General features: G+C 71.9%; 21 protein-coding genes and 2 pseudogenes. 6 read left to right on the top strand and 17 right to left on the bottom strand.

Going from position 1 to position 23,680, the window contains the following annotated elements; all coding sequences use genetic code 11:
- Positions 1-34 precede the first annotated feature (34 nt).
- A complete protein-coding gene (locus RI578_RS35435) occupies positions 35-1,810 on the top strand; it encodes a serine hydrolase (RefSeq protein WP_310874885.1) in 1,776 nt (591 codons plus the stop codon).
- A gap of 24 nt (positions 1,811-1,834) precedes the next feature.
- Here RI578_RS35435 and RI578_RS35430 read toward each other — a convergent pair whose 3' ends face one another.
- From RI578_RS35430 to RI578_RS35410, 5 genes and pseudogenes are all read right to left on the bottom strand, one after another.
- Positions 1,835-2,026, bottom strand: coding sequence for a DUF2795 domain-containing protein (locus tag RI578_RS35430; RefSeq protein ID WP_055420399.1), 192 nt, complete (start codon positions 2,024-2,026; stop codon positions 1,835-1,837).
- Positions 2,027-2,107: 81 nt separating this feature from the next.
- Positions 2,108-3,685: an NAD(P)/FAD-dependent oxidoreductase gene (locus RI578_RS35425; RefSeq protein ID WP_310874884.1), complete on the bottom strand. Its 1,578-nt coding sequence runs from the start codon at positions 3,683-3,685 to the stop codon at positions 2,108-2,110.
- A gap of 317 nt (positions 3,686-4,002) precedes the next feature.
- Positions 4,003-6,231: a tetratricopeptide repeat protein gene (locus RI578_RS35420; protein ID WP_310874883.1), complete on the bottom strand. Its 2,229-nt coding sequence runs from the start codon at positions 6,229-6,231 to the stop codon at positions 4,003-4,005.
- 61 nt (positions 6,232-6,292) lie between these two features.
- Positions 6,293-7,170, bottom strand: a pseudogene (locus tag RI578_RS35415) (oxygenase MpaB family protein).
- Between the two features lie 54 nt (positions 7,171-7,224).
- Positions 7,225-7,602, bottom strand: coding sequence for a four-helix bundle copper-binding protein (locus RI578_RS35410; protein ID WP_310874882.1), 378 nt, complete (start codon positions 7,600-7,602; stop codon positions 7,225-7,227).
- 151 nt (positions 7,603-7,753) lie between these two features.
- Between RI578_RS35410 and RI578_RS35405 the strand changes: the two genes are divergently transcribed.
- From RI578_RS35405 to RI578_RS35390, 4 genes are read left to right on the top strand one after another with little or no spacing between them, the layout of a single operon-like run.
- Entirely contained in the window at positions 7,754-8,158 is a 405-nt protein-coding gene (locus RI578_RS35405; protein WP_310875944.1) for a ChaB family protein, read from the top strand.
- A gap of 37 nt (positions 8,159-8,195) precedes the next feature.
- Positions 8,196-8,552 carry a DUF6479 family protein gene (locus RI578_RS35400; RefSeq protein WP_310874881.1) on the top strand — a complete coding sequence of 119 codons (357 nt, stop codon included), beginning with the start codon at positions 8,196-8,198 and terminating at the stop codon, positions 8,550-8,552.
- Between the two features lie 44 nt (positions 8,553-8,596).
- Complete coding sequence (locus tag RI578_RS35395; RefSeq protein WP_310874880.1) at positions 8,597-8,947, top strand: hypothetical protein; 351 nt, start codon at positions 8,597-8,599, stop codon at positions 8,945-8,947.
- 55 nt (positions 8,948-9,002) lie between these two features.
- On the top strand, positions 9,003-10,616 hold the full coding sequence (locus RI578_RS35390) for a ubiquinol-cytochrome c reductase cytochrome b subunit (RefSeq protein ID WP_310874879.1): 1,614 nt from the start codon (positions 9,003-9,005) through the stop codon (positions 10,614-10,616).
- Here RI578_RS35390 and RI578_RS35385 read toward each other — a convergent pair.
- From RI578_RS35385 to RI578_RS35355, 7 genes and pseudogenes are all read right to left on the bottom strand, one after another.
- The gene (locus tag RI578_RS35385; protein WP_310874878.1) at positions 10,544-11,002 is read right to left on the bottom strand and encodes a cytochrome c oxidase subunit 4; all 459 of its coding nucleotides are present in this window, start codon (positions 11,000-11,002) and stop codon (positions 10,544-10,546) included. The genes RI578_RS35390 and RI578_RS35385 overlap by 73 nt on opposite strands.
- A gap of 41 nt (positions 11,003-11,043) precedes the next feature.
- On the bottom strand, positions 11,044-12,774 hold the full coding sequence (gene ctaD / locus RI578_RS35380; protein WP_310874877.1) for a cytochrome c oxidase subunit I: 1,731 nt from the start codon (positions 12,772-12,774) through the stop codon (positions 11,044-11,046).
- A 13-nt stretch (positions 12,775-12,787) separates the two neighbouring features.
- Positions 12,788-13,990 carry a CoA transferase gene (locus RI578_RS35375; RefSeq protein WP_310875943.1) on the bottom strand — a complete coding sequence of 401 codons (1,203 nt, stop codon included), beginning with the start codon at positions 13,988-13,990 and terminating at the stop codon, positions 12,788-12,790.
- Positions 13,991-14,205: 215 nt separating this feature from the next.
- A pseudogene (locus RI578_RS35370) lies at positions 14,206-15,237 on the bottom strand (hypothetical protein); the annotation flags it as partial.
- 491 nt (positions 15,238-15,728) lie between these two features.
- Entirely contained in the window at positions 15,729-16,388 is a 660-nt protein-coding gene (locus RI578_RS35365) for a hypothetical protein (RefSeq protein ID WP_310874876.1), read from the bottom strand.
- The gene (locus RI578_RS35360; protein ID WP_310874875.1) at positions 16,385-17,881 is read right to left on the bottom strand and encodes an ATP-binding protein; all 1,497 of its coding nucleotides are present in this window, start codon (positions 17,879-17,881) and stop codon (positions 16,385-16,387) included. Before RI578_RS35360 ends, RI578_RS35365 begins: the two co-directional genes overlap by 4 nt.
- Positions 17,882-17,892: 11 nt before the next feature.
- A complete protein-coding gene (locus RI578_RS35355) occupies positions 17,893-18,582 on the bottom strand; it encodes a response regulator transcription factor (protein WP_310874874.1) in 690 nt (229 codons plus the stop codon).
- A gap of 113 nt (positions 18,583-18,695) precedes the next feature.
- Between RI578_RS35355 and RI578_RS35350 the strand changes: the two genes are divergently transcribed.
- A complete protein-coding gene (locus tag RI578_RS35350) occupies positions 18,696-19,619 on the top strand; it encodes a DUF3152 domain-containing protein (RefSeq protein WP_310874873.1) in 924 nt (307 codons plus the stop codon).
- A 20-nt stretch (positions 19,620-19,639) separates the two neighbouring features.
- Here the strand turns inward: RI578_RS35350 and RI578_RS35345 are convergent, their stop codons facing one another.
- The 5 genes from RI578_RS35345 to RI578_RS35325 form a co-directional block, all read right to left on the bottom strand.
- A complete protein-coding gene (locus RI578_RS35345; RefSeq protein ID WP_310874872.1) occupies positions 19,640-20,509 on the bottom strand; it encodes an AraC family transcriptional regulator in 870 nt (289 codons plus the stop codon).
- Between the two features lie 178 nt (positions 20,510-20,687).
- Positions 20,688-20,897, bottom strand: coding sequence for a hypothetical protein (locus tag RI578_RS35340; protein ID WP_310874871.1), 210 nt, complete (start codon positions 20,895-20,897; stop codon positions 20,688-20,690).
- Between the two features lie 97 nt (positions 20,898-20,994).
- A complete protein-coding gene (locus RI578_RS35335; RefSeq protein ID WP_310874870.1) occupies positions 20,995-22,008 on the bottom strand; it encodes a TerC family protein in 1,014 nt (337 codons plus the stop codon).
- A 73-nt stretch (positions 22,009-22,081) separates the two neighbouring features.
- Positions 22,082-23,128 (bottom strand): SPFH domain-containing protein, encoded by a 1,047-nt coding sequence (locus RI578_RS35330; RefSeq protein ID WP_310874869.1) that lies wholly within the window; start codon positions 23,126-23,128, stop codon positions 22,082-22,084.
- A 2-nt stretch (positions 23,129-23,130) separates the two neighbouring features.
- Positions 23,131-23,562, bottom strand: coding sequence for an NfeD family protein (locus RI578_RS35325; protein WP_310874868.1), 432 nt, complete (start codon positions 23,560-23,562; stop codon positions 23,131-23,133).
- Positions 23,563-23,680 lie beyond the last annotated feature (118 nt).

Genomic DNA, 23,680 nt, shown 5'->3' with positions numbered 1-23,680 from the left:
AGATACTTTCAGCTTCGATGCGGGAGGCTCTTCGATGGCCGGACAGGCGATGAGCGGATTCACACGGCGTCAACTGGGCGCCGGCGCACTGGCCCTGGGCGGTGCCCTGGCCATCGCCCCGTTCGCGGCCGGGCCGGCCGAGGCCGTCGCGGACAAGGGCCGCCGCCCCACCCTGCGGCGCGGCTCCGCCGAGCGCGCCGGCCTGCTCCCCGGCCATCTGCGCCAGCTCGTCACCGACGCCGAGACGTTTCTCGGTCCCTCCCCCAAGCACCCGTGGTACGCGGGCGCCGTGCTGCTCGCAGGCCGGGGCGGCACGGTGGCGCTGCACGAGCCGATCGGCATGGCGGTGCGCTACCGGGCCTACGACGAGGAGACCGACACCGGTGTCGAGTTCCCGGCCGGGCAGCAGATCCCGATGGCCGAGGACACGGTGTTCGACCTCGCCTCGATCTCCAAGCTGTTCACCTCGATCCTCGCCGTGCAGCAACTGGAACGGGGCGCGCTGGAGCTGGAGGCGCCGGTCGCCTCGTACCTGCCGGACTTCGGGCGGGCCGGCAAGCAGGACATGACGGTGCGGCAGCTGCTGACGCACACCTCCGGCTTCCGGGCGTGGATCCCGCTGTACAAGGCGCCCACGTACGAGGAGAAGGTCCGGCTGGTCTACGAGCAGGAGCCGGTGAGCGCGCCCGGCACGGCGTACCTCTACTCGGACCTGAACATGATCTCGCTCCAGCTGGTGCTGGAGAAGGTCACAGGGCGCACCCTGGACGTGCTGCTGCGCGACGAGATCACCGCCCCGCTCGGTCTCGACCGCACCCGCTACAACCCGCCCGCCTCCTGGCGGCCCCGGATCGCGGCCACGGAGGACGCCCGCCTGCCCTGGTCCGGCCTCGACCGCGGACTGGTGTGGGGCGAGGTGCACGACGAGAACGCCTTCAGCCTCGGCGGCGTCGCCGGCCACGCCGGGGTCTTCTCCTGCGCGTGGGACCTGGCGGTGCTCGGCCGTACGCTGCTCAACGGCGGCTCCTACGGGCGGGCGCGCATCCTGCGGCCGGAGTCGGTGGAGCTGATGTTCACCGACTTCAACACCGACTTCCCGGGGGACGAGCACGGCCTCGGCTTCGAGCTGTACCAGCACTGGTACATGGGCGCCATGGCCACCCCGCGCACGGCCGGACACACCGGCTTCACGGGGACCTCGCTGGTGCTCGACCCGACGACCGACTCGTTCCTGGTGGTGCTCGGCAACTCGGTGCATCCGGTGCGCGGTTGGCGCTCGGGGTCGGCGCCCAGAGTCGCGGCCGGCACCAACATGGCGCGGGCCGTGCCGGTCCGTCCCGCGCACGGGCGTACGGCGTGGTTCTCCGGGACGGCGGGTTCGTCGACCGCCACGCTCACGCTGCCCGCGCTGGACACCTCCGGTGGCGGGGCGCGGCTGCGCTGCTCGCTGTGGTGGGACACCGAGCCGGGGTCGGACGCCCTCGTGCTGGAGGCGACGACCGACGGTGGCACCACCTGGCGGCCGGTCCCGTTCACCACCGCGCGCCGCGGTGCGGAGCCGCGGGAGCACCCGGCGGGTTCGGCCACCGGCTGGTCGGGCCGCGTCTGGCACCGGCTGACGGCCGGCCTCCCGGCCGCTCGCGGGCTCACCCTGCGCTGGCGGTACACGACCGACCGGCTGTACGTGGGCCGCGGGGCGTACGTCGACGGGCTGCGCGCCGAGTCGGCCGACGACGTCCTGTTCCACGACGCGCGCCCCGCGGACGCGGCGCGGATCGAGGCGGTGGGGTGGACGGCGTCGGCCGACTAGGCGAGCGTTCGCGCCTGGTGTCCGCTAGCCGTTGAAGACGGCCTTCTGCACCTCGTTCGGCCCGTCGAAGCTGTTCTCCTTGAGACCGTCGAGACGGCTCACGACCTTGTCGTCGGCCTTGTTCTTGCGGGCGCAGTCGACGAGCGACTTCTTGTCCGCCGGGTAGTCCATACCGCTGAGGGCCTTCTGCAGGTCGATGGGGCTGAGGTCAGCCATGGCAGGCTCCTTGTCGTACCGATTACAGGGGCGGAATGTCCGCTATGTCGCGGTACCCATCCCTGTCCGGCGCATGCGCCGTCAGTTCGCCGTCCGCTCCAGTACCGCCATCGCCGCATTGTGCCCGGGCACCCCGCTGATCCCTCCCCCGCGCACCGCGCCCGCCCCGCACAGCAGTACGTTCGCCGTCCCGGTCTCCACGCCCCAGTGGCCGGTGCCCTCCTGGGCGTGGGGCCAGGCCAGCTCGCGGTGGAAGATGTTGCCGCCGGGCAGGCGCAGGTCGCGTTCCAGGTCGAGCGGCGACCTGGCCTCGACGCAGGGCCGCCCGTCGGCGTCGGTCGCCAGGCAGTCGGCGAGGGGTTCGGCCAGGTGGGCGTCGAGCTGGGCGAGGGTCGACTTCAGCAGTTCCTCGCGTACGGCGTCGTTGTCACGGGCGAAGAGGCGGGCGGGCGTGTGCAGGCCGAACAGGGTGAGCGTGTGCATGCCCTTCGCGGCCAGGTCCGGACCGAGGATCGTGGGGTCGGTCAGCGAGTGGCAGTAGATCTCGGAGGGCGGGGCGGCGGGCAGCTCGCCGGCCGCGGCACCGGCGTGCGCCGTGGCCAGTTGCTCGTAGCCCTCCGCGATGTGGAAGGTCCCGGCGAACGCCTCGCGCGGGTCGGCCGCGGGGTCGCGCAGCGCCGGGAGCCGCGTCAGCAGCATGTTGACCTTGAGCTGGGCGCCCTCGGCGGGCGGGGGCGGCGCCTGCCCCGTGAGCGCCGCCAGCTCCCTCGGGGAGGCGTTCACCAGGACGTGGCGTGCGGCGGCGACGCCCTCGCCGGCGTCCGAGCGGTAGGTGACCTCGGCCGTGCGCCCGTCCGAGTCGATCCGCACCGCCTCGTGCCCGGTGGCGAGCACGGCGCCCGCCGCGCGTGCCGCGTCGGCCAGGGCGTCGGTGAGGGCGCCCATGCCGCCGACCGGCACGTCCCAGGCGCCGGTTCCGCCGCCGATCACGTGGTAGAGGAAGCAGCGGTTCTGGCTCAGGGAGGGGTCGTGGGCGTCGGCGAAGGTGCCGATCAGGGCGTCGGTGAGGGCCACCCCCCGGACCAGGTCGTCCGCGAAGTGCTGCTCGATCGCGACGCCGATCGGTTCCTCGAACAGCGCCCCCCACGCGGCATCGTCGTCGACCCGGCGGCGCAACTCGTCCCGGGTGGGCAGCGGCTCGGTGAGGGTGGGGAAGACGCGCTGGGCGACGTGTCCGGTCATCGCGTAGAAGCGCTGCCAGGCGTCGTACTCCCGCTCCGAGCCCGTGAGCCGGGCGAACGACTCCCGAGTCCGCCGCTCGCCCCCGCCGACGAGGAGCCCGGTGGGCCGCCCGTTCCGCTCGACGGGCGTGTACGAGGAGACGGTGCGTCCGCGTACCCGGAAGTCCAGGTCCAGGTCCCGCACGATCTTCTTCGGCAGCAGGCTGACCAGGTACGAGTACCGCGACAGCCGCGCGTCGACCCCGGCGAACGGCCGGGTGGACACGGCCGCGCCCCCGGTGTGGTCCAGCCGTTCCAGCACCAGCACGGAACGGCCGGCGCGTGCCAGGTAGGCGGCGGCGACCAGACCGTTGTGGCCACCGCCGACGATGACGGCGTCGTAGGTGCGGGATGCTCGGGGCTCGGTGGGCGGCGTCATGGCTCTTGGTAACACGGGGTGGCGGTGGGCTGCCAGAGGTGCGGCGGGGCCCTCAGCTCCGGCCTCGGCCTCGGCTCCGGCCTCGGCCTCGGCTCCGGCTCCGGCTCCGGCTCCGGCTCCGGCTCCGGCTCCGGCTCCGGCTCCGGCTCCGGCTCCGGCTCCGGCTCCGGCTCCGGCTCCGGCTCCGGCTCCGGCTCCGGCTCCGGCTCCGGCTCAGCCTGCCCCGGACCCGGCGCGGGCCGGACCCGGCGGGGGCCGGATCGGCGCGGGCCGGATCGGCGGTCCCCGCCTCGGACGCGTGCCGCGCCCGTCCCGGCTCAGCGTGCCCCCGCCCCGCGCTGTACCGCCACCCTGCGGTACAGCTCCACGGCCTCGGCGCCGCGGCCGAGTTGTTCCAGGCAGTGGGCCTCGTCGTCGCGCCCGGCGAGGGTGTCGGGGTGGTCGGGGCCCAGGACGCGTTCGCGGGCGGCGGCGACCCGGCGGTACTCGGTGAGGGCGGCGGCCCAGCGGCCCAGCCAGCCCAGGCCGACGGCGACCTCGCGGCGGCTGACCAGCGTGTCGGGGTGGTCGGGGCCGAGGACGCGTTCACGGATGGCGCACACTTCGCGGGACTCGGCGAGGGCCTCCTCCCAGCGGCCGAGCCGGCCGAGGTTGACGCCCAGGCCGTGCCGGGCGCGCAGGGTCTCGGGGTGTTCGGGGCCCTGGGCGCGGGTGCGGTCGTCGATCAGCTCCTGGTAGAGCGCCAGCGCTTCGGTGCTGCGGCCGAGGCGGCCGAGGCTGATGCCCATCTCGTAGCGGGCGGCGAGGGTGTCGGGGTGGTCCGGGCCGAGCGCGCTCTCGCGGGCCTCGGCGACCTCCCGGTAGGCCACCAGGGCCTCCTGCCAACGGTCCAGCCTGCTGAGTTCGTAGGCCACCTCGTAGCGGGTGACCAGGGTGTCGGGGTGCTCGGGGCCGAGCACGCGGGCGCGGGCGGCGGCCACCTCGCGGGCCATGCGGTGGGCGTCCTCGGGGCGGCCGAGCCGGCCGAGGTTGAAGGCGAGGTTGTGCCGGCAGCGCAGGGTGTCGGGGTGGTCGGCGCCCATGACGCGCTCGCGGGCCGCCAGGACCGACGTGTAGACCTGGTGGGCGTCGGCGTGCTGGCCCAGCCGGCCCAGGGCGTACGCCATCTCCTGCCGGACGGCGAGCGTGTCGGCGTGGTCGGTGCCCAGCACCCGGATCCTGGCCTCGGCGACACGTTTGTAGGCGCGCAGTGCGTCGGCGGCGTGGCCCGTGCGGCTGAGCGTGAAGGCGACCTCGTAGCGGCTGGCGAGCGTGTCGGGGTGGTCGGGGCCGAGCAGGCGCTCGCGCTCGTCGGCCACCGCGCGGTGCACCTCGCCCGCCTCCTCCCAGCGGCCGAGCCGCCCCAGGCTCAGGCCGGCGCTGTGCCGCCCGGCCAACGCGGCGACCTCCTCGGGCGCCGGGTCGGGTCGCTCGTCGGGGGCGGGTGCGGGTGCGGCGGCCTCGGCGCCGGCCGGCCGCGGAATCCACTCGCCGGACAGGCCGGCGGCGGGGTCCGGGGGCGTGGAGCGCAGCCCGGTGCCGGTCGCCTTGTGGCCGGTGGTCATGCCGTGGGTCCAGGACGGCAGCGCGGCCCGGCCCCCGACCGGCTCGGGCGTCCGCGTCCGCGGCGCCGGAACGGCCGGCGCGTACGCCGGTGCCGTGCGGCCGGCGGTGATCCGGCGGCCCAGCTCGCGGGCGTCGTCCGGGCGTTGGTCGGGCCGCTTGGCCAGCAGGTCCAGGATGATCCGGTCCAGGTAGGCGGGCAGTTCGGCGCGGTGGGTGCGAGGGGGCTCGGGCTCGGTGTCGCGGTGGCCGACGAGGATCGCCCAGGCGTCGTCGAGGTCGAACGGCGGCACGCCGGTGGCGATCTCGTAGAGCACGCAGCCCAGTGAGTACAGGTCGCTGCGCCGGTCGACGTCGTCGCCGCCGATCTGCTCGGGCGACATGTAGTGCGGGGTGCCCATGGCGATGCCGGTGCCGGTCAGCCGGGCGGTGAACCCGACGTCGTGGCCGAGCCGGGCGATGCCGAAGTCGCAGATCTTCACGGTGCCGTCGGCGAGCCGGACGATGTTCGCGGGCTTCAGGTCGCGGTGGACGATGCCCTGTTCGTGGGTGTAGGCGAGCGCGGAGGCGACCTGTTCGCCGATGTCGACGACGTCGGGCACCGGCAGTGGATGGTGTTTGTTGTCCTCCAGGAGCCGGCTCAGGTCGCGGCCCTCCAGCAGCTCCATGACCAGGAAGAGCACACCGTCCGACTCACCGAAGTCGTGCACGACGGTCACCCCACGGTGCTGGAGCGCGGCGGCCACCCTGGCCTCGCGCCGGAACCTCTCCCGCAGGACGCGGGTGAAGGAGTGATCGTGCCCGGTGCCCAGTGGCTTGAGGCACTTGACGGCGACGCGACGGCCCAGTGACTCGTCCCGCGCCCGCCACACCTCGCCCATGCCGCCGCGCCCGATCCGCTCCAGCAGCCGGTACCGGCCCTGGATCAGCGTGCTGTCCCCCATCTCGCTGCCCGCCCCCGTAGCAGTCCGCCCCGCCCTCCCCTGGCCGGTCCAGTATGGCGGTCTATGGTCCGAGTTTGTATGGTGCCGGGCGCGCGGCCGGTCCGAGCCTCGCCATGGCGCGCAGGATGTGTTTGGGCGGCAGCTGCCAGCGCAGACGTGCGGGAACGGCGCGCAGCAGGCTGCCCGTGGCACGCAGCCGTCGGGTGACGGTGGCGGGTGCGGGGGCCGGTCTGCCGTAGAGCTCGTGCGCATACCGCGGTAGGGAGTCGTACGCCAGATGTGCCACCCGCCGCCACAGCAGCTCGCGTGCCGGCACCAGGAGGGGGTGCGTGGGCGGGCGGAGCAGGAAGTCGTCCACCTCGTGCGCGTCGTCGCCCGCGGCCAGTTCGGGCCGTACCCGGGCGAAGTAGGCGGCCAGCTCGGTCCGGCTCGCGGGTACGGCGTCGGGGTCGAGTCCGACCAGGCGGGCGCTGTGCCGGTGTTCGGCGAGGTAGCGGTCGGCGTGGGCGTCCGTGAGCGGGAACCCGGAGCGGCGCAGCACGTGCAGGTAGGAGCCGATCTCGGCGCAGTGCACCCACAGCAGCAGCGCGGGTTCGTCGACGCCGTACCGCTCACCCGTGTCCGGGTCCGTCGCCCCGAGCATGCGGTGGATCTTCCGCACCCGGGCGCCGGCCCGCTCGGCGGCCTCGGTGGTGCCGTACGTCGTCGTGCCGACGAAGCTCGCGGTGCGCATCAGGCGCCCCCAGGCGTCGCGCCGGAAGTCGCTGTTCTGCATCACGCCGCGTACGGCGCGCGGGTGCAGGGCCTGGAGGTACAGGGCGCGGATGCCGGCGATCCACATCATCGGGTCGCCGTGTGCCTGCCCACCGAGCCGGGGCCGAACAGTCCCGGATCGCCCGCCTGGCCGCCCGCCCGATCACCCGTCCGTGTGGCCGTCATACCGGCAGGCTAACGCCCCCGCGTCCGCCGGCCCCAGGGCCTCGGCACAGAGCCTCAGCGCAGGGTGGCGAGGAACTCTCCGCAGGCCCGGGCGCAGGCGCGGCAGGCCTCCGCGCTCTCCTCGGCGCCCAGGTGCTCGTCGAAGACGTGCGCGCTCTCCAGGCACACCTGTCGGCACCACTCCAGCTGGACACGGATCGCGGCCTCGTCCACCTGGTTCTGTTCGGACAGCACCCGGCACGTCGCGTCGCAGACCTCCGCGCACATGATGCCCTTGCGCCGTACGAGCTCCTGGTTCTCGGTCCCGTCCGGGTCCACGAGGCTCGCCCGCAGCGCGCACGCCCGTGCGCACTCGGTGCACGCCTGTGCACAAGCGAAGCGGTCCTCCAGGAAGCGGAACAGTTCCTGCTGGGAAGTCGTCGTCGATGTCACACCGCGCGGGTTGCCGCTGCGGACTGCGCCAAACCGCCGGGCCCGTTGTTCCCAAGGGTTCCGGCCCGTTTTCCCGGGGCGCCGCCGGGCACCCGGGACTCTTCCCGAGCTGGTGACAGCGATGACGTCGATGACTGCGGAGGTGCACGACATGCCGGGACGACAGGAACTTCCGTCGACCCTGGAACGCTCCCCCCGGGAGGCCCAGCGCACCTGGATCAAGGCCCATGACTCGGCCGTGGAGGAGTACGGCGAGGGTGAGCGCGCCCACCGGGTGGCGTACGGGGCGCTGAAGCACAAGTACGAGAAGGTCGGCGACCACTGGGAGCGCAAGGAGGGCGGCCGCAAGGGCCCCTCCGACCCCCAGTCCGGTCGACCCCGCGGACAGGGCGGACGCAGCGGCGAGGGCGTCGACGAGAAGGCCTCGAAGGAGCACCTGTACGGCGTCGCCAAGCGACTGGGCGTCGAGGGCCGGTCGCGGATGTCCAAGGCGGATCTGCTCACGGCGATCCGGAAGGCCAACCGTTCGCAGACGCGAGCCTCCCGGTCGGGCTGAGCTGGTTGGTTGCCCGGACCGGGGGTACCCGCGCCCCATGACCAACGCATGGATGGACCTGGCGGTGAGCTCCAGCGGGATCGGCATCGGGATCGGTGCCGCGGCCGTCGTGGTGGTGGGCCTGCTGATCGGCGCGTTCGCCTTCGGCAGCCGGCAGAAGCGCAAGGAGTCGCCCCCGCCGCGTCCCGAGGAGCAGCCCCGTATGCCCGACGAGGGGCCCGTCCACGAGACGCGGGAGCGGCGGGAGCCCGACGAGATGCCCAGGAGCGACGACCGGACGCTGCCGCACGACCTCGGGCACCAGGGCAGCCGCACCGCTTCCGATCAGGACCGGCCCCGCTGGGACGAGGGCAGCAGCGGTTCGTTCGGCAGCGGCGGACCGGGCGGACGCTGATCCCCGAGAATGTCGTACAGGTCGTACAGAGGGAAGTGAGAACCATGGCCGACCCCGCTCGCAACACCCTGCCGTTGCCCGACTACGACCATCTGCCGATCGGTGGGCTGGAGAGCCGGATCCGGTCGCTGGGCGCGGAGCAGGTGGAGGATCTGCTGGCGTACGAACGGTCGCACGCCGACCGCCTCCCCGCCACGGAGCTGCTGGCGGCCCGGCTGGAGCAGCTGAAGTCCGGTGCCGAGCCGTCCTCGGGCGACCCGGACGCCGTACGCCCGGAGCAGGGGCAGGGCCGCACGGGCTCCCCCGTGTCGCCCGCGACCTCACCGGAGCCGTTCTCCCCGCCGCCGCACGGCACTCCGGACCAGCCGGGCAAGCCGAAGGGTGACCGTACGTAGCCTCCCCCCGGCACGGGCGTAGTTTCCGGCGCGGACGCCGGGGAACCCATGCGCCGTGCTGTTGAAGAGGAGAAGGGCCCGCGCCGGTGCGCGGGCCCGCTACGCGGCCGAACACACCGTCAACTGGGCCGACGGGCGGTTGCCCGTCTCCGAGGGCGGTGGGCTGCTGCGCAAGGCCTTCCCGGAACACTGGTCCTTCCTGCTGGGCGAGATCGCCCTCTACAGCTTCGTGGTGCTGCTGCTGACCGGGGTGTGGCTGACGCTGTTCTTCAAGCCGTCGATGACGGAGGTCGTCTACGACGGGTCGTACGAGCCGCTGCTCGGGCTGAGCATGTCGGAGGCGTACCGGTCGACGCTGGACATCAGTTTCGACGTGCGCGGCGGGCTGCTGATCCGGCAGCTGCACCACTGGGCGGCCCTGGTGTTCGTTGCGGCCATCGGAGTGCATCTGCTGCGGGTCTTCTTCACCGGGGCGTTCCGCCGGCCGCGTGAGGTGAACTGGCTGATCGGCGTGACGCTGTTCGTGCTGGCGCTCGCCGAGGGCTTCGCCGGCTACTCACTCCCGGACGACCTGCTGTCCGGGACGGGGCTGCGCATCGCGCAGGGCATCATGCTGTCCATCCCGGTGGTGGGGACGTACATCAGCATGTTCGTGTTCGGCGGCGAGTATCCCGGCGACGACGTGATCCCGCGGTTGTACTCGCTGCACATCCTGCTGCTCCCCGGGCTGCTGCTGGCGCTGGTCACGCTCCATCTGATCCTGGTCTTCTACCTGAAGCACACCCAGTGGGCGGGCCGCGGCCGGACCAACCGCAACGCCGTGGGCAAGCCGATGTTCCCGCAGTTCCTGACGAACTCGACGGGCTTGTTCTTCATGGTCTTCGGCGTCCTGACGGTGCTCGCGGCGGTGGCGCAGATCAACCCGATCTGGGCGTACGGCCCCTACCGGCCCGACATCGTCTCCTTCGGCTCGCAGCCGGACTGGTACGTCGGCTTTCTGGAGGGGTCGCTGCGGCTGGTGCCGCCCTTCGAGACGGAGGTGGCGGGGCACACCGTCATGTGGAACGTGCTGGTGCCCGCGGTCGTGCTGCCGGGCGCCCTGTTCGCGGTGCTGTACGCCTACCCGTTCTTCGAACGCTGGGTGACGGGCGACCACATGGAGCACCATCTGTGCGACCGGCCCCGGGACAAGCCCGTGCGGACCGGGCTGGGCGTCGCCGCGATCTGCTTCTACGGGGTTCTCCTGCTGGCGGGCGGCAACGACATCCTCGCCCACGTCTTCGACGTCTCGCTGAACCTGCTGACGTGGGTGTTCCGGATCTCCCTGGTGCTGCTGCCGCCGATCGCCTTCATGGTCACCAAGCGTGTCTGCCTGGCGTTGCAGGAGCGGGAGCGCGAGCGGCTGGCCGAGGGCGAGGAGACGGGCGATCTGGTGCAGACCCTGGCGGGCGGCTACGTCGAGAACCACGCGCCCCTCGACGCCGAGGAGCGGTACGTGCTGCGGTCGCGGAAGGAGCCCGAGCCGCTGGCGCCGTCGGCGCCCGACGAGGACGCGCCGCAGGTGGGGCGGCTGCGGGCGACGCTCAGCGAGTGGTACTACGGCGACCGGGTCGACGTCGGGGAGACGGAGTCCGGGCCGGAGTCGTCCTCCGGCGAGCTGGAGCGCTGAGCGCCCCGGCCGGCGTACTGGAAGACGAGGCCGAGGACGGCCAGGGCGAGCACGCCGAAGCCGATCAGCGCGAGCCACAGGCCGTAGACGATGCCGAGGGCGAGGACGACGGCGCCGAGGGCGGTGACGATGGGCCAGGGGCTGTGCGGCGGGAAGAACTCCAGCGGGCCCGCGGTCTCCAGGACCTCCGCGTCGCCGCGGTCCTGGGCCCGCAGGCCGCGCTTGCGGTACTGCACACGCAGGAAGAACGCGACGAGCGAGGCCATCAGGAAGGCGATGGTCAGTGCGGCGGTGCCGGCGGGTTCCTCGGAGAACCAGCCGTATCCGGCCGCGGTGACGGCGAAGAAGGCCGCCACGCCGGTGAACAGACGCGCTTCGGTCCTCACTGCTGTTTCCTCACTGCTGTTCCCTCACTGCTGTTCCCTCACTACTGCTTCCTCTGCTCGTGCCTCTGGTCGTGCCGGCCGATGTCGGGGTGGTGCAGGTCGAACGCCGGGGACTCGGAGCGGACCCGGGGCAGCGACGTGAAGTTGTGCCGCGGGGGCGGACAGGTGGTGGCCCATTCGAGGGAACGTCCGTAGCCCCAGGGGTCGTCGTGCTCCACCCTCGTGCCGTACTGGCGGGTGCGCCACACGTTGTAGAGGAACGGCAGCGTGGAGAGGCCGAGCAGGAAGGCGCCGATGGAGCTGATGGTGTTCAGCGCGGTGAAACCGTCCGCGGCCAGGTAGTCGGCGTAGCGGCGGGGCATGCCCTGCTGGCCGAGCCAGTGCTGGACGAGGAACGTGGTCTGGAAGCCGACGAAGAGCGTCCAGAAGTGGATCTTTCCGAGGCGTTCGTCGAGCAGCTTGCCGGTGAACTTCGGCCACCAGAAGTAGAAGCCGGCGAACATCGCGAAGACGACCGTGCCGAAGAGCACGTAGTGCAGATGGGCGACGATGAAGTACGAGTCCGTCAGGTGGAAGTCCAGGGGCGGTGACGCGATGAGGACACCGCTCATGCCGCCCAGCAGGAACGTCACCAGGAACCCGGTCGACCACAGCATGGGTGTCTCGAAGGACAGCGAGCCGTGCATCATCGTGCCGATCCAGTTGAAGAACTTCACTCCCGTCGGCACCGCGATGAGGAACGACATCAGGGAGAAGAACGGCAGCAGCACGGCCCCGGTGGCGAACATGTGGTGGGCCCACACCACGGCGGACAGCATGGTGATGGCGATGGTGGCGCCGACCAGGCTGACGTAGCCGAAGATCGGCTTGCGGCTGAAGACCGGGATGATCTCGGAGACGATGCCGAAGAACGGCAGCGCGACGATGTACACCTCGGGATGGCCGAAGAACCAGAACAGGTGCTGCCACAGCAGCGCCCCGCCGTTCGCGGCGTCGAAGATGTGCGCGCCGAACTTCCGGTCGGCCTCCAGCGCGAGCAGCGCGGCGGTGAGCACGGGGAAGGCCGGCAGCACCAGGATCGACGTGAACAGCACGTTCCAGGTGAAGATCGGCATCCGGAACATGGTCATGCCGGGGGCGCGCAGACACAGGATGGTGGTGATGAAGTTGACCGCGCCGAGCGTGGTGGACACGCCGGTCACCACCAGCCCCATGGTCCACAGATCACCGCCCGCGCCGGGGCTGAACACCGCGCTGTTCAGCGGCGCGTAGGCGAACCAGCCGAAGGCGGCCGCTCCCCCGGGCGTCAGGAACCCGGCCACCACCATCAGGCCGCCGAAGAGGTACAGCCAGTACGAGAGCGCGTTGAGCCGGGGGAACGCCACGTCCGGGGCGCCGATCTGCAACGGCATGATCGCGTTGGCGAACCCGGCGAACAGCGGGGTCGCGAACAGCAGCATCATGATCGTGCCGTGGACGGTGAAGAGCTGGTTGTACTGGTGGTTGGTGACCAGCTGGAGCCCCGGGCGGGCCAGTTCACTGCGCATCAGCAGGGCGAGGACGCCGCCGAAGAGGAAGAACCCGAAGGAGGTCGTCATATAGAGGTTGCCGATCACCTTGTGATCGGTCGTCGTCGCCCACCGGGCCAGCGCCCGCCCGAGCGTGCGGTTCGTCCGCTGCCGCGCCGGTGCCCGGCGCGGCGGCTCCGTCCTCTCGTCCACCGCCATGCGGCGGAGGGTACCCAGGCACTGTGGGCTCAGTCGTACGGCCACGCCGGACCCGCTGTCAGGCGTCCGGCCCCTCATCCGCACGGAAGACGTCGTCGGTGTGTTCGCCCAGCTCAGGCGGTGCATACCGGTAGCTGGCCGGAGTGGCGCCGAGGCGGATCGGATGGGCCACCTGGCGGGTACCGCCGACGTCCACCACGGCCTCGACGCCCAGTCGTTCGGCGTAGGCGAAGGCCTCGTCGAGGGCGTTGACCGGACCGGCCGGCACTCCGGCCGCGGGCAGCACGTCGGCCCACTGGTCGGCGGTGCGGGTGCGCAACCGGTCCTGCAGGAGCGGGCGGAGTTCACTCCGATGGGCCACGCGGTCGGGGTTGGTGCGGAACCGGGCGTCGTCGGCGAGCTCGGGTGCGCCGAGCAGCGCGGCGAGCGCGGCGAACTGCCGGTCGTTGCCGACCGCGAGCGCGATCGGCCGGTCCGCCGTGGGGAAGGTCTCGTACGGGGCGATGCTCGGGTGGGCGTTGCCGAGCCGGCCCGGGACGACGCCCGCCGCGACGTAGCCGGAGGCCTGGTTGGCCATCGCCGACAGCAGCGAGCCGAGCAGGCTGACCTCGACGAGCTGGCCCTCGCCGGTGCGTTCCCGGTGACGGAGGGCGGCGAGGATGCCGACCGTGGCGTGCAGTCCGGTGATGACGTCGACGAGGGCCACACCGGTCTTGGTCGGCTCCCCGTGCGGTTCCGGCTCGCCGGTGACGCTCATCAGCCCGCCGACGGCCTGCACCAGCAGGTCGTAGCCGGGCAGTCCGGCGCCCGCGCCGGTGCCGAACCCGGTGACGGAGCAGTAGACGAGCCGCGGGTCGGCGGTGCGCAGTTCCTCGTGGCCGAGGCCGAGCTTCTCCATGGTGCCGGGGCGGAAGTTCTCCACCACGACGTCCGAGCCGGCGATCAGCGCGCGGGCCCGGGCCCGTCCCTCGTCGGTGGTGAGGTCGAGGGCGACGGACCGCTTGTTGCGGTTGACGCCCAGGAAGTACGTGGAGGTGCCGGAGGCGTCGGCGGGCGGGCGCCAGGCCCGGGTGTCGTCGCCGGTGCCGGGCCGTTCCACCTTGACGACCTCGGCGCCAAGGTCGGCGAGGAGCATCGTCGCGTACGGTCCGGCCAGCACGCGGGACAAGTCGGCGATGCGCACGCCCTGGAGGGCTCCCGTGCGGTGCGTGCCGTCGTCGGTGTCGCTGTCGGGCGTGCCGTTCTCGGGCTGGGCGTTCATGGGCATGGCGCGGCTCCTCGTGGTGTCCGGTTCGTCGGGTCCGGTCTCCTGATCGGCATGCGCGCTCATCGGTGTCCTCACACGTGACCTGCGCCACGTGCACGCGGGCCCGGTCCGGAGGCGCCGGGTCCGGACCCGCGTGCGGGATGTGGGACGCGTGGTGCGGGTTACGGGTTACGGGTTACGGGTTACGGGTTACGGGTTACGGGTTACGACGCGTCGAGCACGGTGCCGGTGCCCACGGAGCAGACCGGGTCGCGGTCCTCGGGGTCGTCCCAGAAGTCGTCGTCGGCGGGTGCCTCGGCCTGGCCGGGGGTCCACTCGCTGTTGAAGTAGTTGTGGTTCGCGCCGGTGATGTGGACCGCGCTGTGCAGTGCCCGGCCCCGGCTCACGCCGCGGGTGCCGTCGACGTAGAGCTGCCCCTGGAGGTCGGAGACGTCGCCGTCGCAGCCCGGCAGGATCGTCAGCGACGGCACGTCGGGGACCGGGTTCTGGCCGAAGGCGGTCGGGCCGATGAGCACGGTGCCGCGGATGTTCCAGCGGGCCCGGCCCTGGTGGCCGTCCTGGCTCGCGGGCGGCGGATAGAGGCTGTCCATGGCGGCCCGGTCGACGCCTTCGCCGCCGCGTGAGTGGCCGACGAGCAGGACGCGGGACAGGTCGGCCTTCGGGCCCCGGCGTACGGCCGTCGGCGCCGCGGCGGGCCTCGCGGCCCAGTCCGCCCAGCGGGCCAGGTGCGAGCGCACCAGCGACGAACGGGCCTGGGCGCCGCCGTCCTCGACGTCGCCGTCCTGGCCGTTGATGCCGTTGGCGGAGATCGAGACGGTCACATAGCCCTGGGAGGCCAGCAGCTTCTGGTCCTTCGAATAGCCGCGGTGGCTGGGGATGGGCCGGGCGTCGTCGGCGCAGGGCCATTCCATGGTGACGGCGTCGTCGCCCTTGCCGGGGACGTAGCAGGTGGCGTGGCGGCCGTGCAGGAAGAGGGCGAGCGGGCGCTTGCCGGTCGCTCCCTCGGGCGCGACGACCAGGCCGCGCATCTCGACCGGGGCGGCGAAGCCGGGCAGTCGCACCGCGCCGAGCGCGTACTCGCCGGTGGTCGTGGCGAACCGGCCGGGTCTGCCCGGGTCGACGGTGGCGGCGGGGAGCCGGGGCGGGAGTTTCGCCCGGGGCGTCTCGGTGGGGCGGCGCTCGCGAGTGGCCGGTTCGGTGTCGTCCTGGGGTTTCACGACTACTCGCCAGCGAGTGCACATGAGGGCGATTTAACTCGATCGTGTGATCGTCACTTTCCGGGCTTGCGGTGGCCTGGGCCACCCGGGCTAGCGTGATCGTGCGATCTGGGACGCCGGGTACGGTGCCAGTGCGCGGGGCCCCCGCTCCACCGGAGTGATGGTTCGGGGCCTCCCCGCCACCTCTGGCCGTACCCAACTGGCCGGATTGTGAGGGAACCGGCCTCCCGGTATCGGACCACGGACAGGATCCGTGTCGCCGCCCCGGGGTCGAGTACGCCGGGGACCAGTGCGCCCAAAACCGTTCGGGGCGTGCGGCTGAGCGGGCTCACTTCCGATCAGTCCACAGGAACGGTAAGCGGAAGGTCCGGCCTTCCGATTGCGGTACGCCGAACGGTCGGCGTGGGACCCCACCGGGACGTCGCCGTGCGACACGTCCCGCAGGGGCCGCTCCAGGGCTGTCACCTCATCGGTACCGGTGAGGCGACAGCCGGGCGGCAGTTCGGCGGTGCCGTTCAGCTCCCGCTGGTGCTGGCCGTCCCACTGATCCCGCCGGCCTCGCGGGCTCCGCCCGTCGGGCAGTCGTCGCTGGACCGGCCCGCCAGCCGGCCGCCGGGCTGTTCCACGGTCACCTGTGCGCTGCCCAGTGCCGGGTCCTGACGCAGCCGGGCGACGGCGACCGTGCACGCCAGTTGGTCGACGGCCGTGCCGCTGAGGCTCCCGGCGCTCCGCGGCAGCTGGACGACGACCGCCGCTCCGTCGGTCCGGATGGTGGGCACCACGGAGGCCGGCGGCAGTTCGGTCGTCAGTCCCGCTTTCTGCTCCTGCTCGTCCGGGCCCTTGAACAGCATGAGTACGGTGCTGCCGAGGTCGGTCGCGCCGTGCGTCGTGCGGGACACCGCCACCAGGGCGCCGTCCGTGACGAAGTAGAGCGGGACCGTGGTGACGGGCACGGCCACGGACTCGGCCTGCGACGGGGTGGCGGTCCGGCCCGGTTCCAATACGCCGGTCGCGGGTTCGCCCGCCTCGACCACACCGGTCGCGGGGATGCCGCAGGCGGAGAGCGGGAGCAGCGCCGCCGCGAGCAGGAGGGGGAGCCGGCGTCGGGCGCTGCCGTCGGCCGGTCCCACGCCCGGGGCCGTCGTGGTCGCCGGTGGTGGCGTGGGCGGGTTCATGGTCGTTCCTCCTTCGCCGCGTGCGGCACCCGGTCCTCCGTCCCGTCCGGTCTCAGCGGGAGGACGACCGTGAAGACGGCGCCGCCGTCCGGATGGTTGGCGGCCCGGACGGTGCCGCCGTGCAGGTGTACGTTCTCCGCGGTGATGGCCAGCCCGAGGCCGCTGCCCTCGCTGCGGGTCCGGGCGCTGTCCGATTTGTAGAAGCGGTCGAAGACGTGCGGCAGGACGCTGTCGGCGATGCCGTCCCCGGCGTCGCGGACCACGACGACCGCCTGCCGCCCCGCGTGGGGGTCGTCCTCCCCGTAGAGGTGCAGGCGGACGGGTGGAGCGCCGTGCCGGAGGGCGTTGGCGACGAGGTTCGCGACGACGACGTCGACGCGGCGCGGGTCGACGCGGCCGCGCAGCGTGCCCGGTTCCGGCAGGCTGGTCTCCACCGTGTCCAGCCAGCCGCGGGAGGCGAGCGTGCGCCGTACGGACTCGGCGAGGTCGATCTCGTCCAGGTGCAGGGCGGCCGCGCCCGCGTCGAACCGGGAGATCTCCATGAGGTCGTCCACCAGGCCGGCCAGCTTCGTGGTCTCCTCGCTGATGAGGCGTACGGCCATCGCGGTGTCGTCGTCGAGCCCGGCGGCGTCCTCGTCCAGCACGTCGGTCACCGCGGACATCGCCGCCAGCGGGGTGCGCAGTTCGTGCGAGACGTCCGCGGCGAAGCGGCGGGCACCGGCCTCCATGCGCCGCAGTTCCGCCACCGATCCCTCCAGCGCGGCGGCCGTCTCGTTGAAGGTGCGGGACAGGTCGGCGAGTTCGTCGGAGCCCTGCACCGCGAGCCTGGTGTCCAGGCGGCCCTCGGCGATACTGCGGGTCGCCCGCCGCAGCGCCCGGACGGGCCGCAGCACTCCGCGCGCGGCCAGGAGGGCGATCAGCACGGCCAGGGCCAGGGCGGGCACGGTGGCGCGTTCGATGGCGGTGACCAGCGCGTCGACGTAGCCCTGTTCCTCCCGCTGCGGCACGGTGAGGTAGACCTCCAGTCCGGAGGCGCGCCGCTCGGTGACGTACTGGCCCGCGAAGGTGACGGGCATGCCGACGACCAGTGCGGAGTGGCCGTCCCGAGTCACCCGCTGGAACACGGTGGCGCGGCGGGTGCGCACGGACTCGCGCATCGCCGGGGACAGTTCCCGGAACGAGTCCCCGGGGCCGGACGTGGCGCTCGCGTCCCGGTAGGCGACCAGCACCCGCCAGTTCTGGGACCGCCCGCCGCGCGACACGTCGACGGCGAACGACCGCAGGTCGGACTCGTCGGGCGGAAAACGGTAGTTGGGGACCAGGGTGTTGACCCGGTGCCGGAAGTCCTCGATCACCGTGTCCTGGCTCTGCTGCAGAACCCCGGTACGTGCCTCACGGAAGGTCAGCGCGCCGGTGGTCACCGTCGCCACCACAGCGACCAGCGTGAAGGCCACCACCAGCCGCACGCGCAGGCCGCTCAGCGCGCGCAGCACCCGGGGAACTCTCACCGGGCCCCGAACCGGTAGCCGAAGCCGCGCACGGTGTGCACGTAACGGGGTCTGCCCGCGGGCTCGCCGATCTTGGCCCGCAGGCGCTTGACGCAGGCGTCCACGAGTCTCGCGTCCCCGTGGTAGTTGTGCTCCCATACGGCTTCCAGGAGCTGTTGGCGGCTGAACACCTGGCCGGCCGAGGCGGACAGCGTGAGCAGCAGCCGCAGTTCGGAGGGGCCGAGGGCGACGGGCCGGCCCTGGTGGGTGACGGTGAGTCCGGCCCGGTCGATGACCAGATCACCGTGGTGTTCGGTACGGGGCGTGCCGTGCTCGTCCGACGCGCCGCCCACGCGGCGCAGCACCGCGCGGATGCGTGCGTCCAGTACGCGGGCGCGGACCGGCTTGACCACGTAGTCGTCCGCTCCGGCCTCCAGTCCGACGACGATGTCGGTGTCGTCACCGCGGGCGGTGGCCATGATGATCGGCACCTGGTCGTGGGCGCGTATCCGTCGGCACACCTCCAGGCCTGGCATGCCCGGCAGCATCAGGTCCAGGACCACGGCGTCGGGCCTGAAGGACCGCAGCTGTTCCAGTCCGTCCTCGCCCGTCGCGGCCGCGGCGACCTCGTGCCCCTGGCGGCGCAGGGCGAGGCGCACGCCCTCCCGGACGGCGCGGTCGTCTTCGATGATCAGGACCCGTGGCATGGATCTCAGTATGCGTATGAACGTGCGAATGCTCGCGCGCGGGTGGCGGCTGTTACACAGCGGTCCAAAAGCCGTCCACGGGCGATCACACGGCGAGGGCACGCTTCGTGATCATGAACGAGCACCGATCGACGTCCTCGCCGACCTCCGGCGCGGCCCACCGGCGCAGCCGCGGCAGCCGCACCCGCCGCAGACGGGGCGGGAAGCCGCCGAGGCTGTGGGCGGGGCTCGCGGCCGGCGTCGTGCTGCTGCTCGCCGGCGGTCTGGTCCTCAAGGAGCGCGCGGACACCTCCTCCCCCCGCTCCGCCGACGCGACGGATGCCGCCGGGCGGTCTGCGGCGCCCTCGGCGTCCCCGGCGTCCGAGCGACCCGCGTCACGCAAGGTCGTCGAGACGGAGGAGGCGAAGGAGGCGAAGGAGGCGAAGGAGGAGGAGAAGAAGAAAGAGGGGAGCCCGGACCCCGGCTCGATCCGGTCGTCGGGCCCGGGGACCTTCGCCACCGCGGGCGGCGGCGGCGACCGGGTCGGCGGAAGCGGGCGGACGCTGACCTACGTGGTCCAGGTCGAGGACGGCATCGGGATCCCGGCGGGGGACGTCGCGACCGAGGTCGAGCGGATCCTCGCCGACGAGCGGGGCTGGACGGCCGACGGGGAGGTCGGGTTCCGGCGGGTCTCCGGCGGCACGTCCGACTTCCGGGTACGGCTCGCCACGGCGGAGACGGTGGACGACATATGCGGCCAGTACGGTCTGGACACCGGCGGCGAGGTCAACTGCAACGTGGGTCAGGACGTCATGGTCAACCTCAAGCGGTGGCTGCTGGCCACGCAGTACTACGCGGACGACGTGACGTCCTACCGGGCTCTGATCATCAACCACGAGGTCGGACACTTCCTCGGCCACGGCCATGAGGGGTGCCCCGGGGCGGGGCGGCCCGCTCCGGTGATGATGCAGCAGATCAAGGGACTGCACGGATGCCGGACCAATGTCTGGCCCTACGACACCGAGGGCCGGCCCGTCACCGGACCGGCCGTCGGCTGAGTAGAGCAGGCGTACGTCGCTCAGGCGGTGGTGGCCCGCTCCACGGGAATCCACAGTTCCGCGTCGGCCTGCGCCCCGTCGTCCGTCAGGCGGACGCGGAGGATCTCGGGTCCGGGCCTGCTTCGGTAGGGGTTCGACGGGAACCACTGGGTGAACACGTCCCGCCACAGGTACTGGAGGGCCTGCGGGAACGGACCGGAGTTCTCGAACACCGCCCATGTCCCCGCCTCGACCGGGAGGGCGTCCAGGTCCGTGGGGGTCTCCGTGCGAGTCACGACACCGTGGTAGTAGTCGAGTTCGGTGCCCTCGGCGCGGCTCGGGTCGATCTGGTCGGACACCCCGACGATCCCCTCCGGCTCCTGGTCGGAGAGTGAAGTGATCCGCTCCAGGGTGCCTGGGCCGATGCCCCGGATGAACTCGGCGATCGCCGGGTTGGCCCCCTCGTGGACCAGGGGGACACGGGCCCTCTTTCCGACGACACGGAAGTCCTCCTTGTCCTGGATCCGGTATCGCATGCTGCTGCTCCCTTCGACGACGAGTCGGAAGGACATCCGGGGCTGGGACTGCAGAGCCGCGCCGGTTCGCCGGGCCTCGCCCGGGCCCACACCGTGCATGGCGCGGAACGCCCGCGCGAAGGCCTCGCCCGAGCCGTAGCCGCAGCGGACCGCGATGTCCAGCAGCGTCCGCTCACCGGCGAGCACCTCGGCGCCCGCCACGGTCAGCCGCCTGCGGCGGACGTATTCCGAGAGCGGTATGCCGGACAGCGCGGAGAACATGCGCCGGAAGTGGTACTCCGACGTCACCGCGATGCGCGCGAGTTCGGCGACGTCGACCGGCCGGTCGAGACGCGCCTCGATGTGTTCCATGGCCTGGTTCAGCCGTTCCAGCACCCCGGGCTCCTTCCCTGTCGCTCACTCACGTTAGGGAGCCCGCGCCTCCGGGACCCGACATCCTGTGCCCGGCGCAGTCGGGTGCTAAGTCGCCGTGTCGAGCGGGCGGCGGCAGCACCTGTCCGGCGCGGAGGTCGGCCGGCTGGTCGCCGGGGCGTTGCGCTGAGCCGGTGGGTGGTTACCGGCGGCGGTCGGTCGCGGATTCGGCGCAGTCGGGGTTGCGGCACGTGCCCCGGTGCCACTCCGGGACGTAGATCCCGAGGGTCTTGTGCCGTTTGATCTCCGCGGGAACGTGGTGGCCGCAGGACGGGCAGGTGTGCCCGCGTTGCACCTCGGCCTGCCGCGGTTCGGCCTGCGTCGTCTTCGTGTGCTGCGTGTGACTGCTCATGATTCTCACGTCCACGCTAGGAAGAGCCTTTTAGAAGCTTTTGCCCCTACTTTACGTTCCCATGTCCGGCGGGAACAGTCCTGTGCCACGTCGGGCTTCACCGGGGGTCCTGCCGCCCTCCTGGGGGTGGCGCCAGGGCCTCCTCCTCGTCAGGGCCGCCCGCCTCCTCGTCGGCCGTGTCGGCGGGGCGTCGCAGGCTCAGGATCACCGACACCGCCAGGACCACGACGATGACCGCCAGACTCACCGGGGACGGGATCTCCGGCACGGAGGGGCTGACCATCTTGTGGAGGGCCTGGAGGATGAGCTTGACGCCGATGAAGCCGAGGATGATCGCCAGGCCCTTGCTCAGGTAGTGGAAGCGGTCCAGGAGCCCCGACAGCAGGAAGTACAGGGCCCGCAGGCCGAGGATGGCGAAGGCGTTGCTGGTGTAGACGATGAAGGCGTCGTCACTGACGGCGAGCACGGCCGGCACGCTGTCCACGGCGAAGATCAGGTCGGCCGCCTCGATCGCGGCGACGACCGCGAGCAGCGGCGTCGCCACCCGCTTGCCGGCCTCCTTCACGAAGAACTTCGGGCCCGCGTAGGTGTCGCGCACGGGGATGACCTTGCGCAGCAGCCGGACGGCGAAGCTCCGACCCGGGTCGAAGCTCTCCTCCTCGCCCTTGAGGATCTTGTAGACGCTGTAGAAGAGGATGGCCGCGAAGACGAACAGAACGGCGGTGAACCGGCTGACCACGGCCACGCCCGCGGCGAGGAAGACACCGCGGAACACCAGGGCGCCGATCACGCCGAAGAAGAGAACCCGGTGCTGGTAGGCGCGGGGCACCTTGAAGTAGGCGAAGATCAGGGCGAAGACGAAGAGGTTGTCGACCGAGAGGCTCTTCTCCAGCAGCCACGCGGTGGTGTACTCCGTGCCCGCCGTCCCGCCGAGGACGACGAAGACGACCCCGCCGAAGACGAGGGCGAGGCCGACCCACAGCGCGCTCCAGGCCCCCGCTTCCTTGAAGCCGATGACGTGCGTGTCGCGGTGGGCCAGCAAGTCGACGGCGAGCGACACGACAACGGTGGCGGCGAAGGCTATCCAGAGCCAGAACGGCACATCGAACATGCGGGCCTCGCAATGATCCGCAGGGACACACCCCTACACCCGAGTGTGCCCCACGCGACGTTCGGGGACGATCTCAGCGGTCCTCGGGCAGGGGGGCGGGGCGCAGCGCCTCGGACGGCACCCCGTTGGCCTTGGCCGCGTCGGCGAGTGCCTGGGCGGCCGCCTCCGCGGCCTGCGCCGTGTCGTCGGCCGCCTGGGCCGCACCGTCGTCGGGAGCCTTCTCGCGGGTGGCGGGCGACTGGGGCAGCGCTTCGGTGAAGGCGCGGGACACCCCCTGAAGCGCGGAGGTGACCTCGCTGGGGATGACCCAGAAGGTACTGCCGGACCCCTGGGCGAGCTGGGGCAGCACCTGGAGGTACTGGTAGGCGAGGAGTTTGGGGTCGGGGTCGTTGCGGTGCACGGCCTGGAAGACCTCGTCGATCGCCCGGGACTGTCCCTCGGCCTTGAGGATCTCGGCGGTGCGGTTGCCCTCCGCGCGCAGGACTGCGGCCTGCTTGTCGCCCTCGGCGGTGAGGATCTGCGACTGACGCTGCCCTTCCGCGCCGAGGATGGCGGCCCGCTTGTCCCGCTCGGCCCGCATCTGCTTCTGCATCGCGTCCTTGATGGACTGCGGAGGGTCGATGGCCTTGATCTCCACCCGGTTCACTCGCAGCCCCCATTTACCGGTGGCCTCGTCGAGCACACCGCGGAGCTGGCTGTTGATGGTGTCGCGTGACGTGAGGGTCTTCTCCAGATCCATGGAACCCACGACATTGCGCAACGTGGTGACGGTGAGCTGCTCGACCGCCTGGAGGAAACTGGCGATCTCGTAGAAGGCCGCGCGCGGATCGGTGACCTGGAAATACAGCACGGTGTCGATCTCGACGACCAGGTTGTCCTCGGTAATGACCGGTTGCGGTTTGAAGGAGACGACCTGTTCCCGAAGATCGATCACCGGATAGACACGGTCGATATACGGGATGACGAGGTTCAGACCGGGTTTCAGGGTGCGGTGGTAGCGGCCGAGCCGTTCGACGTTGCGGGCGCGGGCCTGGGGCACGATGCGTACCGCCCGCACCACGGTAAAAACCGCGAGCAGCGCGACGATCACACCGGCGATGAGGAACGCCGAGGCTTCCATGGTCACTCCCGGGGGTAGACGAGTGCGGTGGAGCCGCTGATCTCCATGACGTCGACGGTCTTTCCCTGCGGAATCACCAGCGTCTCGTCATAGGAACGGGCCGTCCATTCCTCGCCGTCGATACGGACCCTGCCCTCCATGCCCGTCACCTCGGAGACGACGTAGGCGGCCTTGCCGACCAGCGCGTCCACACCGAATCGCGTCGTCTGGGGCTGGATGACGTGACGCAGCGCGATGGGGCGCACGAAAAGGACGGTGACGGTGGCGACGACGGTGAAGACCAGGAACTGGAAAGGCGGTGAAAGTCCGGCCGCGGCGGACCCGGCCGTGATCAGCGCGGCCGCGCCCAGCATTCCGAGAGCGGCGGTGAGAGTGAAGATCTCCGCCACGATCAGGACACCTGCGATGATCAACCAGATCAGCCAAGGATCCATTACGACCCCTCCTGGACGGTGCGGGTACGCGAATGGCTGGGCGTATACCTCTGTTTTACCTTCTTCCAGGAAAACAGAACCCATCCGGTGCTGTCACGAATCCGTCCGTAGAACGTTT

The sequence above is a fragment of the Streptomyces sp. BB1-1-1 genome, assembly GCF_031597775.1.
GTDB lineage: Bacteria > Actinomycetota > Actinomycetes > Streptomycetales > Streptomycetaceae > Streptomyces > Streptomyces thinghirensis.
Note: the sequence above shows the minus strand (reverse complement) of the source record. Positions and strands in the feature narration are given on the sequence as shown.

Bases quoted from the DNA above. Each gene is read 5' to 3' on its own strand.
- RI578_RS35355 (WP_310874874.1), bottom strand. From the start codon at position 18,582: ATGCCACGGGTCCTGATCATCGAAGACGACCGCGCCGTCCGGGAGGGC.
- RI578_RS35325 (WP_310874868.1), bottom strand. From the start codon at position 23,562: ATGGATCCTTGGCTGATCTGGTTGATCATCGCAGGTGTCCTGATCGTG.
- RI578_RS35435 (WP_310874885.1), top strand. From the start codon at position 35: ATGGCCGGACAGGCGATGAGCGGATTCACACGGCGTCAACTGGGCGCC.
- RI578_RS35375 (WP_310875943.1), bottom strand. From the start codon at position 13,990: ATGAACGCCCAGCCCGAGAACGGCACGCCCGACAGCGACACCGACGAC.
- RI578_RS35425 (WP_310874884.1), bottom strand. From the start codon at position 3,685: ATGACGCCGCCCACCGAGCCCCGAGCATCCCGCACCTACGACGCCGTC.
- RI578_RS35405 (WP_310875944.1), top strand. From the start codon at position 7,754: ATGCCGGGACGACAGGAACTTCCGTCGACCCTGGAACGCTCCCCCCGG.
- RI578_RS35430 (WP_055420399.1), bottom strand. From the start codon at position 2,026: ATGGCTGACCTCAGCCCCATCGACCTGCAGAAGGCCCTCAGCGGTATG.
- RI578_RS35330 (WP_310874869.1), bottom strand. From the start codon at position 23,128: ATGGAAGCCTCGGCGTTCCTCATCGCCGGTGTGATCGTCGCGCTGCTC.
- RI578_RS35395 (WP_310874880.1), top strand. From the start codon at position 8,597: ATGGCCGACCCCGCTCGCAACACCCTGCCGTTGCCCGACTACGACCAT.
- RI578_RS35340 (WP_310874871.1), bottom strand. From the start codon at position 20,897: ATGAGCAGTCACACGCAGCACACGAAGACGACGCAGGCCGAACCGCGG.
- RI578_RS35335 (WP_310874870.1), bottom strand. From the start codon at position 22,008: ATGTTCGATGTGCCGTTCTGGCTCTGGATAGCCTTCGCCGCCACCGTT.
- RI578_RS35400 (WP_310874881.1), top strand. From the start codon at position 8,196: ATGACCAACGCATGGATGGACCTGGCGGTGAGCTCCAGCGGGATCGGC.
- RI578_RS35365 (WP_310874876.1), bottom strand. From the start codon at position 16,388: ATGAACCCGCCCACGCCACCACCGGCGACCACGACGGCCCCGGGCGTG.
- RI578_RS35350 (WP_310874873.1), top strand. From the start codon at position 18,696: ATGAACGAGCACCGATCGACGTCCTCGCCGACCTCCGGCGCGGCCCAC.
- RI578_RS35420 (WP_310874883.1), bottom strand. From the start codon at position 6,231: ATGGGGGACAGCACGCTGATCCAGGGCCGGTACCGGCTGCTGGAGCGG.